The following is a 13,788-nucleotide window of genomic DNA, read 5'->3' as shown; positions in this document are numbered from 1 at the left end:
TGTCCGGTCGCGCACAACCCCTCAAGGCTTGCTCAAGACCGACCCCGGCGTGTGCGTGGCCACGTCGGCCCCGCGAGTAGGGTCCCTGGCCGTGCCCATCCCCGGTCCCGGTTACGCCATCACCGTCCGCGTCGAGGCCCCGTCGTCCAGCAGCGCCGCGGGGGATCTCGCGGTCGCCGTCGGCAACGTGGGCGGCGTCGTCACCGCGTTCGACGTGGTGGAGTCGCGCACCGACGCGATCGTCGTCGACATCTCCTGCAACGCCCTGAACTCCGAGCACGCCGAGGAGATCACCGCGGCGCTCGGCGCCGTGCCGGGCGTGACCGTGCGGAAGGTGTCCGACCGGACGTTCCTGATCCACCTCGGCGGCAAGATCGAGGTCTCGTCGAAGGTGGCGCTGCGCAACCGGGACGACCTGTCCCGGGCCTACACCCCGGGCGTCGCGCGGGTCTGCCAGGCGATCGCGGCGAACCCGTCGGACGCCCGGCGGCTGACGATCAAGCGCAACACCGTCGCCGTCGTCACCGACGGGTCCGCGGTGCTGGGCCTGGGCAACCTGGGCGCCGCCGCGTCGATGCCGGTGATGGAGGGCAAGGCGGCGCTGTTCAAGCGCTTCGCGAACGTCGACGCGTGGCCGGTCGCGCTCGACACCCAGGACACCGAGGAGATCATCCGCACCGTCCAGGTCATCGCGCCCGCGTACGGCGGCATCAACCTCGAGGACATCGCCGCGCCGCGCTGCTTCGAGATCGAGCGCAGGCTGCGCGAGCTGTTGGACATCCCGGTCTTCCACGACGACCAGCACGGCACCGCCGTCGTCGTGCTCGGTGCGCTGCGCAACGCGCTGCGGGTCGTGCACAAGTCGATCTCCGACGCCAAGATCGTGGTCTGCGGCGTCGGCGCGGCGGGCTCGGCGATCATCCGGCTGCTGGCCTCGGAGAAGCCGGGGGAGGTGCTCGCCGTGGACATCGACGGGATCGTGCACGCCTCGCGGCCGGGCCTGGACGAGAACCTCACGTCGATCGCGGCGCAGACCAACCCGACCGACCGCTCCGGCTCGCTGGCCGACGCCCTCGTCGGCGCGGACGTGTTCATCGGCGTCTCGGCGCCGAACCTGTTCGGGGCCGACGAGGCCGCCACCATGGCGGACGACGCGATCATCTTCGCCCTGGCCAACCCGGACCCGGAGATCGACCCGAGCGTCGCCATGCAGCACGCGGCCGTGGTGGCCACGGGCCGCTCGGACTACCCGAACCAGATCAACAACGTGCTGGCCTTCCCGGGGGTGTTCCGCGGCCTGCTCGACGCGCAGGCCCACGACATCACCGACCGGATGCTGCTGGCCGCCTCGGCCGCGATCGCGGACGTCGTCGCGGAGCCCAACGCGAGCTTCATCGTCCCCAGCGTCTTCGACCAGTCGGTCGCGCCGGCCGTGGCGGACGCCGTCCGCCACGCCGCCCAGGAGGCCGCGGCGGCGGGCGAGGTCACCGCGGGTCTCTGACCCCGGCCGCGTGCCGTCCGCTCGTCGGGGTCGGGGTGCGCTGGGTCACTGTCTACCCTGGTCGGCGTGGTTCCGACGATCGGTGTGCTGGCCCTGCAGGGTGACGTCCGCGAGCACCTCGCCGCGCTGAGCGCGGCCGGGGTCGGCGCGGTGCCCGTGCGCAGGCCCGCCGAGCTCGCGGCCGTGGACGGGATCGTCCTCCCCGGCGGCGAGTCGACGACGATCAGCAAGCTCCTCGGGATCTTCGAGCTGCTCGAGCCGCTGCGCGCCCGGATCGCCGACGGCCTGCCCGCGTACGGGTCCTGCGCCGGGATGATCCTGCTGGCGGGCGAGGTGCTCGACGGGCGCCCCGACCAGGAGCAGCTCGGCGGCCTGGACGTCGTGGTGCGCCGCAACGCCTTCGGCCGCCAGGTGGACTCCTTCGAGACCGACCTGGACATGACCGGCGTCGGGTCGGTGCGGGCGGTGTTCATCCGCGCGCCGTGGGTGGAGAAGACCGGTGCGGACGTCGAGGTCCTGGCCACGGTGCCGGGGGACGCCGCCCAGGCCGCGGGCCGGGTCGTCGCCGTCCGGCAGGGGAACGTCCTGGCCACCTCCTTCCACCCGGAGATCACCGGGGACCTGCGCGTGCACGCCTACTTCGCGGACCTCGTGCGCTCGGCATAGACAACCGATCGGTTGCACGTTAACGTACAACCGCGTGGTTGCAGATCGGCTGACCGACGAGGACTGGGACCGCCTGTTCCACGCCCTCGCGGACTCCACCCGCCGCGACATCGTGGTGCAGGTGCTGCACGAGGGCCAGTCGATCTCGACGCTCGCCGGCCGGTACGCCATGAGCTTCGCGGCGGTGCAGAAGCACGTCGCGGTGCTGGAGCGGGCGGGGCTGGTCCGCAAGGAGAAGCGCGGGCGGGAGCAGCACGTCCACGGCGAGCCCGTGGTGCTGAGCCGCGCCACCCGGCTCCTGGAGTCCTACGCGCAGCTCTGGCGCCATCGCGCGCAGTCCATCGACGCTCTGCTGGAGGAGACATGACCGTCGTCGACGTCGTCCGCGACACCGAGAACCTCACCCTCACGTTCGTCGCGGAGTTCGCGGCGCCCGTCGAGCGGGTGTGGCAGGTCTGGGAGGACCCGCGCCTGCTGGAGCGCTGGTGGGGGCCGCCGACCCACCCGGCGACCTTCGAGCTGCTGGAGGTCGAGCCCGGCGGTCGGGCCGTGTACTTCATGACCGGCCCGGAGGGGGCCCGGTTCGACGGCTGGTGGCGCATCACCGCCGTCGACGCCCCGCGCAGCCTCGCCTTCGAAGACGGCTTCGCGGAGGCGGACGGCACCCCGTCGGACGCCATGCCGACGACGTCCGCCCTGGTCACGCTGGAGGCGACGGACTCGGGGACCCGGATGACGACGGTCTGCACGTTCCCCTCGCTCGAGGCGCTGGAGAAGCTCTCCGAGATGGGCATGCCGGAGGGCATGCGCCTGGCGATGGGGCAGATAGACGGGCTACTGGCCGCCTGAGTGCAGCAGCTGCCCGTCGATCCACGGGTCGAAGCTGCGCGTGCGACCCAGGTCGTCGGTGTAGGCGCAGGCCCGGTTGGTGATCGTGTCCGGGTTCGCGGGGTCGCCGAACTGCGGCGGGCTCTGCAGGTCGCAGGTGTACAGCGGCTGCGCGGGCCCGGTCACGGTGACGGTCAGCGGGGCGGCCTCGGCGTGGTCGGCGGTGCCGAGGACGGCGGAGAGGGCGGACGACCCGGTCGCGAGCGCGGCGGCACCCGCCGCGGCGAAGCCCAGGCGCGCGATCAGCGTGCGGTCCATCGTGTCCCCCTCGTGTCGTCCCTGCCTCGCTATCGCGGGCCGGTCGACCGTCATTAACGCCTGACCTGGGCTTTCACCGAGGTCGGTGAATTCGGGGTACCCCGTGTAACGCCGGGTGCACCCTCTGGCGATGAGGCGCCGGACACCAGGTCGGTAGCATGGACGGGATATCCGGCAGGGGCCCTGGGCCGCCTGCGTGCCGCGAGCGAGGAGGGACGGGGCAGCCGATGAGTGGCCACTCCAAATGGGCGACGACCAAGCACAAGAAGGCCGTCATCGACGCCCGGCGCGGCAAGATGTTCGCGAAGCTGATCAAGAACATCGAGGTCGCGGCCCGCACCGGCGGCGGTGACCCGGACGGCAACCCCACGCTCTACGACGCCATCCAGAAGGCGAAGAAGAGCTCGGTGCCGAACGACAACATCGACCGGGCGGTGAAGCGCGGCTCCGGTGCGGACGGCGGCGGCGCCAACTACGAGACGATCACCTACGAGGGCTACGGCCCCAACGGCGTCGCGATGCTGATCGAGTGCCTGTCGGACAACCGCAACCGCGCGGCCACCGAGGTGCGCACGGCGATGACCCGCAACGGTGGGACCATGGCCGACCCCGGCTCCGTCGCCTACCTGTTCACGCGCAAGGGCGTCGTCGTGCTGCCGAAGGGGTCGCTGACCGAGGACGACGTGCTGCTGGCCGTCCTCGAGGCGGGCGCCGAGGAGGTCAACGACCTGGGGGACAGCTTCGAGGTCGTCTCCGAGCCCACCGACCTGGTCGCGGTGCGCACCGCGCTGCAGGAGGCGGGCATCGACTACGACTCGGCCGAGCCGACCTTCCTGCCCTCGATGCAGATCGAGCTGGACGCCGAGGGCGCCAAGAAGGTCTTCAAGCTGATCGAGGCGCTCGAGGACTCCGACGAGGTCCAGAACGTCTACTCGAACTTCGACGTGTCCGACGAGGTCATGGCCGAGGTCGGCTGAGGTACCACCCGGTCCCGGGCGGGGGAGCGCTTCCCCCACCCGGAACCGTCGGTGCCCGGTCCTAGACTCGCGGCCGTGACCGCACCGACGAAGAACGCGACCGACACGAAGCGACTCCTGCTGCTGGACGGGCACTCGCTGGCGTACCGGGCCTTCTTCGCCCTGCCCGCGGAGAACTTCCGCACGGGCACCGGGCAGACCACGAACGCCGTCTACGGCTTCACGTCGATGCTCATCAACCAGCTGCGGGACGAGCAGCCGACGCACCTCGCCGTGGCGTTCGACGTCTCGCGCAAGACCTTCCGGTCGGAGCGCTACGCCGACTACAAGGCGAACCGCACGACCACGCCGGACGACTTCCGCGGCCAGGTGGACCTCATCAAGGAGGTCCTCAAGGCGCTCAACATCCCGGTGTTCGCCGTGGACGGGTTCGAGGCGGACGACATCATCGCCACCCTCGCCACCCAGGCGGAGCAGCAGGGCTTCGACGTGCTGATCACCACCGGCGACCGGGACGCCTTCCAGCTGGTCACCGACCACGTCACGGTGCTCTACCCGAAGCGCGGCGTCTCCGACCTCGGTCGGATCGACCCGGCCGAGGTGGACAAGCGCTACGGGCTCACCCCGACCCAGTACCCGGACTTCGCCGCGCTGCGCGGGGACCCCTCGGACAACCTGCCCTCCATCCCCGGCGTGGGGGAGAAGACGGCGGCGAAGTGGGTCCGCGAGTTCGGCTCCCTCGGCGAGCTGACCGACCGGGTGGACCAGGTCAAGGGCAAGGCGGGGGACGCGCTGCGCGCCAACCTGGCGAACGTGCTGATGAACCGCCAGCTCACCGAGCTCGTCCGGGACGTGCCGCTGGACAGCGTCCCCGCCGAGCTCGAGGTGCGGCCGTGGGACCGGGACGCGGTGCACCGGCTGTTCGACGAGCTGGAGTTCCGCGTGCTGCGCGAGCGGCTGTTCGCCACGCTGCAGAGCGCCGAGCCCGAGGCGGAGTCCGGGTTCGCGGTGCAGGGCGGGATCATCGCGCCCGGGGAGCTGGGCGACTGGCTCGCCGAGCACGCGCGGGACGGGCGGCGCGTGGGCGTCGCGTTCTCGGGGGTCGCCGGGGCGATCACCGAGCGGGACTTCTCCGGGATCGCGCTGGCCACGGGCGAGCCGTCGGTCGAGGACCGGGCGGACGGGGCGGCGGCGGGGGTGCCCGTGGCCGGGTACGTGGACGTCCGGCTGCTCACGCCGGAGGACGAGGCCGCGCTCGGGGCGTGGCTGGCGGACCCGACCGTGCCCAAGGCCTCGCACGACGTCAAGGCGGTGCTGCACGGCCTGCGCTCGCGCGGGTGGGCGCTGCGGGGGCTGACCAGCGACACCGCGCTGGCGGCGTACCTGGCCCGGCCCGGCCAGCGCTCGTTCGACCTGGCGGACCTGGCGCTGCGCTACCTGCGCCGCGAGCTCGCCATGGAGGGCGGCCCCGCGGACGGGCAGCTCTCCCTGCTCGGCGGCGAGGAGGAGGCGGACGCGCAGCACGCCGAGGCCGAGATGGTCGCCGCGTCCGCGGTCGCCGAGCTGGCGGACGCGCTGGGCACCGAGCTGGCCGAGAAGGAGCAGACCCGGTTGCTGCTGGAGCTGGAGCAGCCCCTCGCCTTCGTGCTCGCGGACTGCGAGGCCGCGGGCATCGCCGTGGACCAGTCGCACCTCGGCATGCTGGAGGCGGAGTTCGGCGGGCAGGTCACCCAGGCCGCGCACCTCGCCTACGAGGTCATCGGCAAGGAGATCAACCTCGGCTCGCCCAAGCAGCTGCAGGTCGTGCTGTTCGACGAGCTGAACATGCCGAAGACCAAGCGCACCAAGACCGGCTACACCACGGACGCGGACGCGCTGCAGAGCCTGTTCGAGCAGACCGAGCACCCGTTCCTGCAGCACCTGCTCACCCACCGGGACGCCACCCGGCTCAAGGTCACCGTGGACGGGCTGCTCAAGTCGGTCGCCGCGGACGGGCGGATCCACACCACGTACTCGCAGACGATCGCCGCGACGGGCAGGCTGTCGTCCACCGACCCCAACCTGCAGAACGTGCCGATCCGCACGGCGGCCGGGCGGCGGATCCGCGAGGCGTTCGTCGTCGGCGCGGGCTACGCGGAGCTGATGACCGCGGACTACAGCCAGATCGAGATGCGGATCATGGCCCACCTCTCCGAGGACGCCGCGCTGATCGAGGCCTTCAACTCGGCGCGGGACTTCCACTCGGAGACGGCGTCGAAGGTGTTCGGGGTGGCGCCGGACGAGGTCACGCCCGCCCAGCGCGCCAAGATCAAGGCGATGAACTACGGGCTGGCCTACGGGCTGTCGGCCTTCGGCCTGTCCGGGCAGCTGCGGATCTCCACCGAGGAGGCCCGCGCCCTGATGGACGACTACTTCGAGACCTTCGGCGGCGTGCGGGACTACCTGCGCTCGGTCGTCGACGTCGCCCGCCGGGAGGGCTACACGGCCACCATGCTGGGGCGTCGGCGCTACCTGCCGGACCTGACCAGCGACAACCGCCAGCGCCGCGAGATGGCCGAGCGGATGGCGCTCAACGCCCCCATCCAGGGCTCGGCGGCGGACATCATCAAGGTCGCGATGCTCGGGGTGGCCAGGGCGCTCGCCGAGGAGGGGCTGCGCAGCCGGATCCTGCTCCAGGTGCACGACGAGCTGGTGCTGGAGGTCGCCGAGGGCGAGCACGAGCGGCTGGAGAAGCTGGTCCGCCGCGAGATGGCCGCGGCCGAGGACCTCTCGGTGCCGCTCGAGGTCTCGGTCGGCTACGGCCGCAGCTGGGACGACGCCGCCCACTGACCGCCCCGCGCCGCGAGTCCCGCACTTCGGACACGCGAGTCCGCCGCTCCGTGCGCGCGGGCGTCGGTGACCGCTGAAATCGGGTTGCCGCGGGCGGCAGGATGCTCGGAGTGCTGTGCGCCACGGACCCGCTCCCGCCCGCCCGTCGGATCCTGCTCCGCGGGGCGTCGGGGTCGGGGAAGACCACCCTCGGCCGCGCGCTGTCCCGGCGGACCGGCATCCCGTACATCGAGCTGGACGCGCTGTTCCACGGTCCCGACTGGGTGCCGCGGGCCGAGTTCGAGGCGGACGTCCGGGCGCTCGCCGCCGGACCGGAATGGATCACCGAGTACGGCTACGAGCCGGCCCGCCCGCACCTCGGCCCCCGCGCCGAGCTGCTGGTCTGGCTCGACCCGCCGCGCACGCGGGTGATGGCCCAGGTCGTGCCGCGGACCCTTCGGCGGCGGCTCGGGCGGGTGGAGCTGTGGAACGGCAACATCGAGCCGCCGTTGCGCACGTTCCTCACCGACCCCGACCACATCGTGCGGTGGGCCTGGCGCACTCAGCCGACGGTGGGCGAGCACGTGCAGGCGCTCGCCGCCGCGCGTCCCGACCTGCCGGTCGTCCGGCTGCGCTCGCGCGCCGAGATCAGGACCTGGCTGGACGGCCCCGCGCGCTCCCTGGCCCCGCCCGCCGTGGACACGTGATCGTCCGCCGCGGTCACCCGCAGCGGTCGAGGGTCGTCGGGCCCAGGCGCAGGACGCCGGACGTCAGCGGTTCGCACCGGATGCCGCCGCGGCGGCGGAGGGCCCGGAAGGCGCCCGGCGCGAGCACCCGGTCCATCCAGGCGCACGGGTTGGCCGGGCGGTGGGCCCGGAACCCCACGCCGCCGAGGGTGAACTCGCCGGTCAGCCCGTCGACGTCCGCGCCGCGCAGCACGACGGTGCGTCGCGCGAGGACCGGGTCGAACGGCGGCACCCCGAGCTCGGCGGCCACCGCCTCGAGGGACTCGACCGCGATCAGCGTCACGGAGGCACGGCGGTGCGCCGGGTGGCCGAAGTACCGGTCGCCCACGACCCCGAGGCCGGCCCTGACCTCGACGGACGTCCGGCCCGGAGGCTCGGGATCGGGCCGCGGCCCGTCGGACGGGCGACCCTCGAACGCGTGGATCGGCGACGCCATCAACGCGACGATCTCGACCTGCACGGCCCTATCCTGCCCCGATGAGCCCGCCGCCCGTCGCGCACGTCCGGCGGGCACGTGACCTGATCGACCGCTGCTACGCCGAGCCGCTCGACCTGGAGGCGATGGCGGTCGCGGCCGGGTACTCCCGGTTCCACTTCGCCCGGGCGTTCCGCACGGCCTACGGGGAGCCGCCGGGCGCGTACCTCACCCGGCGTCGGATCGAGCGGGCCCAGGACCTGCTGCGCTCGGCGAACCTCACGGTCACCGAGATCTGCCACCTCGTGGGGTTCACGAGCCTGGGGACGTTCAGCCGCCGCTTCTCCGAGCTGGTCGGCCGCTCGCCGACGGCCTACCGCCGTGACCACGAGACGCCCTCGGTCGTCCCCGGCTGCGTGCTGATGCGGTGGAGCGCAATCGCGGAGAAGCGGCGGGCCGCGGACGAGCCGTAGGTTCTCCTCGCGACGGAGGGAGCGACGAGTGATCGAGCGCATGTCCCACACCTGCGTGTGGGTGCTGGACCAGGACTCGGCGAAGGACTTCTACACCGGGAAGCTCGGCTTGGAGGTGCGCAGCGACGTGGTGATGGGTCCCGAGTTCGGCGGCTCCCGCTGGCTGACGGTCGGGCCGCCGGGCGGCGTGGGCGAGATCATCCTGGCGGACCCGGCGATGGGCCACGACCCGACGACCGCCGCACAGATCCGCGAGCTGGTGGCGAAGGGCGCGTTGGGGATGGGCGTGTGGGCGACGGCGGACTGCCGGGCCACGTTCGCCGAGCTCAGCGGGCGCGGGGTAGAGTTCCTGCAGCCGCCCGCCGAACGCCCGTACGGCGTCGAGGCCGTGTTCCGGGACGACTCCGGCAACTGGTTCAGCCTGACCGAGCGGGCGTAGGCCCGGCCCGTCCGCGCGTCGGACGTCCGCGGCGGAGCCGGGCGCCGGTAGCGTCCTCCCGGACGAGGGGAGTGCGTGTGCGGGTGCTCGGAGTCGACCCGGGGCTGACCCGGTGCGGGCTCGGCGTGGTCGACGGCACGGGCGGGCGCCAGGTCGCGTGCGTCGACGTCGGCGTGGTGCGCAGCGACACGGACGTCCCGGTGGACCGGCGGCTCCTCGTCGTGGCGGACGAGGTGGAGCGCTGGATCGCGCGGCACCGGCCGGACGTGGTCGCGATCGAGCGGGTCTTCGCCCAGCACAACGTCCGCACCGTGATGGGCACCGCCCAGGCCAGCGGGGTGGTCGCGCTGGTCGCCGCGCGGGCCGGGCTGCCGGTCGCGTTCCACACCCCGAGCGAGGTCAAGGCCGCGGTGACCGGCGCCGGTCGCGCGGACAAGGCCCAGGTCACGGCCATGGTGACCCGCGTGCTGGGGCTCGCCGAAGCGCCCCGGCCCGCGGACGCCGCGGACGCCCTCGCCCTCGCCATCTGCCACTGCTGGCGGGCGCCGATGATGACCCGGATGGCCGAGGCCGAGCGCCGGGCCGCCGAGATCGCGAAGCAGCACAAGGCGCGGTTGGCGGCGGCCCAGAAGGAGCGGCTCGCGGCGGCCCGACGGCGCTGAGCGAGGGCCGGGGTGAGAGCCCGGTCGCGCGGCGCCTCCGCCGCCCGAGTGCAGGACTCGCGGTGGGACACGCCGTCGGGTGGGGGTGGATCGGTTCGGGGGACCGGGCCGGTAGCCTTCGGCTCGAACTAGTGTTCGTACCTGCGAGGAGTGCTTGTGATCTCGTCCGTGCGCGGGCCCGTGCTGGAGATCGGGTTGGACCACGCCGTGGTCGAGGTCGGTGGGCTCGGGTACGCCGTGTTCTGCACGCCGAACACCCTGGCCGGGCTCCGGCGGGGGACCGAGGCGAAGCTCGCCACCACGTTGATCGTGCGCGAGGAGTCGCTGACCCTCTTCGGGTTCGCCGACGTCGACGAGCGGGAGCTGTTCCTGCTGCTCCAGACCGTGTCCGGGATCGGCCCGCGGCTCGCGCTGGCGACCATCGCGGTGCTGGAGCCGGACACGCTCCGCCGTGCCCTGCACGACGGGGACCTGGCGACGCTGCAGCGCATCCCCGGCGTCGGGAAGAAGAGCGCGGAGCGGCTGGTGGTGGAGCTGCGGGACAAGGTGCTGGTCACGCCCGCCGCCCCGCCCGTCGCGCAGGTCGCGGCCACCGGCGGGCACCGGGACCGGGTCGTGGAGGCGCTGCTCGGGCTCGGTTTCACCCAGAGACCCGCCGAGCAGGCGGTGGACGCGGTGCTCGCCGAGAACCCCGCGGCGGATCCGTCGCACCTGCTCCGGACCGCGTTGAGCAGCCTGGGCCGTAGCCGGTGAGCGAGGAGTCGCGCGAGTTCAGCGGGGTCGCCGCCGAGGCGGTACCCGAGGACCTGGACGTCGAGAACTCGCTGCGGCCGCGGAACCTGCGGGAGTTCATCGGGCAGCCGCGGGTGCGCGAGCAGCTCGAGCTCGTGCTCGAGGGGGCGCGGCGGCGCGGCGACCCGCCGGACCACATCCTGCTCTCCGGGCCGCCCGGGCTCGGCAAGACCAGCCTGAGCATGATCGTCGCGGCCGAGATGGGGGCGTCGATCCGGCTGACGTCCGGGCCGGCGTTGGAACGCGCGGGCGACCTCGCCGCGATGCTGTCCAACCTGCTCCCCGGGGACGTGCTGTTCATCGACGAGATCCACCGCATCGCCCGGCCCGCCGAGGAGATGCTGTACCTCGCGATGGAGGACTTCCGGGTGGACGTCGTGGTCGGGAAGGGGCCGGGGGCCACCTCGATCCCGCTGGACATCGCGCCGTTCACGCTGGTCGGGGCCACGACCCGGGCCGGCGCGCTGACCGGCCCGCTGCGCGATCGCTTCGGCTTCACCGCGCACATGGAGTTCTACGAGCCGCACGAGCTGGAGCGGGTGCTGACCCGCGCGGCCACCATCCTGGACGTCGACCTCAAGGCGGACGGCGCCGAGGAGATCGCCGGGCGCTCCCGCGGCACCCCCCGCATCGCGAACCGCCTGCTCCGCCGCGTGCGGGACTTCGCCGAGGTCCGCGCGGACGGCACCGTGAACCGCGCCGTCGCCCGGGACGCGCTCGCGGTGTACGACGTCGACGAGCTGGGTCTGGACCGGCTGGACCGCGCCGTGCTGGGGGCGTTGGTGCGGACGTTCGGAGGAGGCCCCGTCGGCGTGTCGACGCTGGCTGTGGCGGTGGGCGAGGAACCCGGTACCGTCGAGGAGGTCTGCGAGCCGTACCTGGTACGGGCCGGGATGCTCGCCCGCACGCCGCGGGGCCGGGTGGCCACACCCGCGGCCTGGGCCCATCTGGGGTTGCGTCCTCCGGAGGAGAGCACCGGTCCGCAGGCACTGTTCTAGGCGAAACCGCACGTCACGAGCCCGGCCCGGTGGTCGAGGCGCGAGCCCGGACTGGCAGACTCGCACCGCCGACGTGCTCGAATACGGAAGAAAGCGACATCATGGACCTGAGCCTGCTGTTCCCCATCCTCATCCTGCTGCTGTTCATCCCGATCTTCCTGTCGGGGCGCAAGCAGAAGCGGCAGTTGGCGGAGACCCAGCAGATGCAGAACGCCCTGGCGGAGGGTGACGTCGTCACCACCACCTCGGGCCTGCGCGGCACCGTGGTCGACGCGTCCTACGAGGACACCATCGACCTGGAGATCGCGGACGGCGTCGTCACCACGTGGCTGCGCGCCGCGGTGCGGGACAAGGTCGCGACCGACACCCACGCCGAGGACGCCGCCGAGGACGCCGCGGACACCGAGTCGGACACTCCGGCCGAGCTGCCCGCGACCGGCACGACCACCGCGAACGGGACGAGCCCGACGACGGCGACCACCTCGGACACCCCGGCGGGTGCGACCGTCGAGACCCCGGCCGACGACAAGAAGTGACCGCGGGGGCGCTGTCCGCGCCCATCGACCCGTGGTGCAGCATCGTCGGGTGCGCACGCAGCGCAGTCCGAGGCGACCGGGAGTGGAAGAAGAGTGGCAACGACCCCGGGGCGGATCCGCCCCTGGCGGTACCTCGCGGGGTTCGCGGGCATCGTCGTGGCGCTGTACGCGTTGGTGGCCTTCACCGGTGACCGGTCCTTCGCGCCGAAGCTCGGCATCGACCTTCAGGGTGGCACCCGGGTCACGATGACCGCGCGCACCGCGGACGGTCAGACCCCGCCGCGGGACCAGCTGATCCAGGCGCAGTCGATCATCGAGCAGCGCGTGAACGGGCTCGGCGTCAGCGGCGCCGAGGTGGTGCTGGACGGCAACAACCTCACGATCACCGTCCCGGGTGACGGTGGCGAGCAGGCCCGCGACCTGGCCCAGACGGCGCAGCTGCGGTTCCGGCCGGTCATCGGGCAGCCGGTCCCGGCCACCCCCGCCGACCCGGCGCAGCCCCCCGCGGCGGACCCCGAGTCGCCGGACGCCGTCGCGCAGGCCAAGCAGCTGCGGCAGAGCACGGACCCGACGACGCAGCAGATCGCGCTGCAGACGCTGGACTGCAACGCTCCGGACCCGCTGCAGGGCTACGACGACCCGGCCCTGCCGCTCGTCGCGTGCGACCAGAACAAGACGGCCAAGTACGTGCTCGGCCCGACGATCGTCGAGGGCACCGAGATCGCGTCGGCCACGGCCACCCAGGACCCGAACGGCGTCGGCTCGGTCGTCGACCTGACGTTCAAGTCCGCGGGCAACGCGGCGTGGGGCGCCTACACGGCGGCGAACGTCGGCGCCCAGGCGGCCTTCGTGCTCGACGGCGAGGTCGTCTCGGCCCCCACCATCCAGGGCGCGCTCTACGGAAACACCCAGGTCAGCGGCAACTTCAGCCAGGAGCAGGCGCAGAACCTCGCCAGCGTGCTGCGCTACGGCTCGCTGCCGCTGTCCTTCGAGTCCTCCGAGGCCCAGACGGTCTCCGCGACGCTGGGGCTCGCCTCGCTGGAGGCGGGGCTGCTCGCCGGTGCCGTCGGCCTGATCCTGGTGTTCGTCTACTGCCTCTTCTACTACCGGGTGCTCGGGCTGCTCACGATCCTGTCGCTGATCCTGTCCGGCGCGGTCGTCTACGCCGTGCTGGTGCTGCTGGGGCGCTGGATCGGGTTCACCCTCGACCTCGCGGGCGTCGCCGGGTTCATCGTGGCCATCGGCATCACGGCGGACTCGTTCGTGATCTTCTTCGAACGGCTGAAGGACGAGGTCCGCGAGGGCCGCTCGTTCCGGTCCGCCGTGCCGCGGGCCTGGGTCCGCGCCCGCCGCACCATCCTCACCGCGGACGCCGTCAGCTTCCTCGCCGCGGCGGTGCTCTACATCCTGGCCGTCGGCCAGGTGAAGGGCTTCGCGTTCACCCTCGGCATGTCCACGGTGCTCGACCTGGTCGTCGTGTTCCTCGTGACGCACCCGCTGGTGGCGCTGGCGTCGAACTCGAAGGTCTTCTCCAGTCCCGCGCTGTCCGGCCTGGGCTCGGTGGCCAGGATCGGGGCGCAACGCCGCCGCACCCGCGAGACCGCCTCGTCCGGCACGAAGGGGGCCTGA

General features: G+C 72.9%; 16 protein-coding genes. 14 read left to right on the top strand and 2 right to left on the bottom strand.

Features of this window, described 5'->3' with window-relative positions; genetic code table 11:
• Window positions 1-91: 91 nt before the first annotated feature.
• The 4 genes from L3X23_RS10715 (at window position 92) to L3X23_RS10700 (ending at window position 3,016) form a co-directional block, all read left to right on the top strand.
• Window positions 92-1,501 (top strand): NAD-dependent malic enzyme, encoded by a 1,410-nt coding sequence (locus L3X23_RS10715; RefSeq protein ID WP_093078248.1) that lies wholly within the window; start codon window positions 92-94, stop codon window positions 1,499-1,501.
• 66 nt (window positions 1,502-1,567) lie between these two features.
• Window positions 1,568-2,167 carry a pyridoxal 5'-phosphate synthase glutaminase subunit PdxT gene (pdxT, locus tag L3X23_RS10710; protein WP_237192068.1) on the top strand — a complete coding sequence of 200 codons (600 nt, stop codon included), beginning with the start codon at window positions 1,568-1,570 and terminating at the stop codon, window positions 2,165-2,167.
• Between the two features lie 34 nt (window positions 2,168-2,201).
• The gene (locus L3X23_RS10705) at window positions 2,202-2,534 is read left to right on the top strand and encodes a helix-turn-helix domain-containing protein (protein ID WP_237192067.1); all 333 of its coding nucleotides are present in this window, start codon (window positions 2,202-2,204) and stop codon (window positions 2,532-2,534) included.
• Window positions 2,531-3,016 carry an SRPBCC domain-containing protein gene (locus tag L3X23_RS10700; RefSeq protein ID WP_237192066.1) on the top strand — a complete coding sequence of 162 codons (486 nt, stop codon included), beginning with the start codon at window positions 2,531-2,533 and terminating at the stop codon, window positions 3,014-3,016. The genes L3X23_RS10705 and L3X23_RS10700 overlap by 4 nt, the downstream gene beginning before the upstream one ends.
• Here the strand turns inward: L3X23_RS10700 and L3X23_RS10695 are convergent.
• Window positions 3,002-3,313: a hypothetical protein gene (locus L3X23_RS10695; RefSeq protein ID WP_237192065.1), complete on the bottom strand. Its 312-nt coding sequence runs from the start codon at window positions 3,311-3,313 to the stop codon at window positions 3,002-3,004. The two genes, L3X23_RS10700 and L3X23_RS10695, sit on opposite strands and share 15 nt — an antisense overlap.
• A gap of 227 nt (window positions 3,314-3,540) precedes the next feature.
• Here L3X23_RS10695 and L3X23_RS10690 point away from each other — a divergent pair, with 227 nt between their 5' ends.
• The 3 genes from L3X23_RS10690 (at window position 3,541) to L3X23_RS10680 (ending at window position 7,805) form a co-directional block, all read left to right on the top strand.
• Entirely contained in the window at window positions 3,541-4,290 is a 750-nt protein-coding gene (locus L3X23_RS10690; RefSeq protein ID WP_093078233.1) for a YebC/PmpR family DNA-binding transcriptional regulator, read from the top strand.
• Window positions 4,291-4,365: 75 nt separating this feature from the next.
• A complete protein-coding gene (polA, locus tag L3X23_RS10685; RefSeq protein ID WP_237192064.1) occupies window positions 4,366-7,119 on the top strand; it encodes a DNA polymerase I in 2,754 nt (917 codons plus the stop codon).
• Window positions 7,120-7,220: 101 nt separating this feature from the next.
• Complete coding sequence (locus L3X23_RS10680) at window positions 7,221-7,805, top strand: AAA family ATPase (RefSeq protein ID WP_237192063.1); 585 nt, start codon at window positions 7,221-7,223, stop codon at window positions 7,803-7,805.
• 13 nt (window positions 7,806-7,818) lie between these two features.
• Here L3X23_RS10680 and L3X23_RS10675 read toward each other — a convergent pair whose 3' ends face one another.
• Complete coding sequence (locus L3X23_RS10675; protein WP_237192062.1) at window positions 7,819-8,304, bottom strand: MOSC domain-containing protein; 486 nt, start codon at window positions 8,302-8,304, stop codon at window positions 7,819-7,821.
• A gap of 17 nt (window positions 8,305-8,321) precedes the next feature.
• Here L3X23_RS10675 and L3X23_RS10670 point away from each other — a divergent pair, with 17 nt between their 5' ends.
• The 7 genes from L3X23_RS10670 to secD all read left to right on the top strand — a co-directional run bounded on the left by L3X23_RS10670 (window position 8,322) and on the right by secD (window position 13,788).
• Window positions 8,322-8,732: a helix-turn-helix transcriptional regulator gene (locus tag L3X23_RS10670; protein WP_237192061.1), complete on the top strand. Its 411-nt coding sequence runs from the start codon at window positions 8,322-8,324 to the stop codon at window positions 8,730-8,732.
• Between the two features lie 28 nt (window positions 8,733-8,760).
• A complete protein-coding gene (locus L3X23_RS10665; protein WP_237192060.1) occupies window positions 8,761-9,171 on the top strand; it encodes a VOC family protein in 411 nt (136 codons plus the stop codon).
• Window positions 9,172-9,248: 77 nt separating this feature from the next.
• Window positions 9,249-9,833, top strand: coding sequence for a crossover junction endodeoxyribonuclease RuvC (gene ruvC / locus L3X23_RS10660; protein WP_237192059.1), 585 nt, complete (start codon window positions 9,249-9,251; stop codon window positions 9,831-9,833).
• 156 nt (window positions 9,834-9,989) lie between these two features.
• Entirely contained in the window at window positions 9,990-10,586 is a 597-nt protein-coding gene (ruvA, locus tag L3X23_RS10655) for a Holliday junction branch migration protein RuvA (protein ID WP_237192058.1), read from the top strand.
• Window positions 10,587-10,639: 53 nt separating this feature from the next.
• Window positions 10,640-11,623, top strand: a complete 984-nt coding sequence (ruvB, locus tag L3X23_RS10650) for a Holliday junction branch migration DNA helicase RuvB (RefSeq protein ID WP_255734650.1) — start codon at window positions 10,640-10,642, stop codon at window positions 11,621-11,623.
• Window positions 11,624-11,724: 101 nt separating this feature from the next.
• Window positions 11,725-12,159 carry a preprotein translocase subunit YajC gene (gene yajC, locus L3X23_RS10645; protein WP_237192056.1) on the top strand — a complete coding sequence of 145 codons (435 nt, stop codon included), beginning with the start codon at window positions 11,725-11,727 and terminating at the stop codon, window positions 12,157-12,159.
• 93 nt (window positions 12,160-12,252) lie between these two features.
• On the top strand, window positions 12,253-13,788 hold the full coding sequence (gene secD, locus L3X23_RS10640; protein ID WP_237192055.1) for a protein translocase subunit SecD: 1,536 nt from the start codon (window positions 12,253-12,255) through the stop codon (window positions 13,786-13,788).

Origin of the sequence: Pseudonocardia sp. WMMC193 (genome assembly GCF_021728735.1) — a bacterium.
Lineage (GTDB): Bacteria > Actinomycetota > Actinomycetes > Mycobacteriales > Pseudonocardiaceae > Pseudonocardia > Pseudonocardia oroxyli.
Note: the sequence above shows the minus strand (reverse complement) of the source record. Positions and strands in the feature narration are given on the sequence as shown.

Excerpts from the sequence above, each read along its gene's own strand:
- L3X23_RS10680 (WP_237192063.1), top strand. The coding sequence starts at position 7,221 with ATGCTCGGAGTGCTGTGCGCCACGGACCCGCTCCCGCCCGCCCGTCGG.
- L3X23_RS10695 (WP_237192065.1), bottom strand. The coding sequence starts at position 3,313 with ATGGACCGCACGCTGATCGCGCGCCTGGGCTTCGCCGCGGCGGGTGCC.
- L3X23_RS10690 (WP_093078233.1), top strand. The coding sequence starts at position 3,541 with ATGAGTGGCCACTCCAAATGGGCGACGACCAAGCACAAGAAGGCCGTC.
- L3X23_RS10700 (WP_237192066.1), top strand. The coding sequence starts at position 2,531 with ATGACCGTCGTCGACGTCGTCCGCGACACCGAGAACCTCACCCTCACG.
- yajC (WP_237192056.1), top strand. The coding sequence starts at position 11,725 with ATGGACCTGAGCCTGCTGTTCCCCATCCTCATCCTGCTGCTGTTCATC.
- L3X23_RS10670 (WP_237192061.1), top strand. The coding sequence starts at position 8,322 with ATGAGCCCGCCGCCCGTCGCGCACGTCCGGCGGGCACGTGACCTGATC.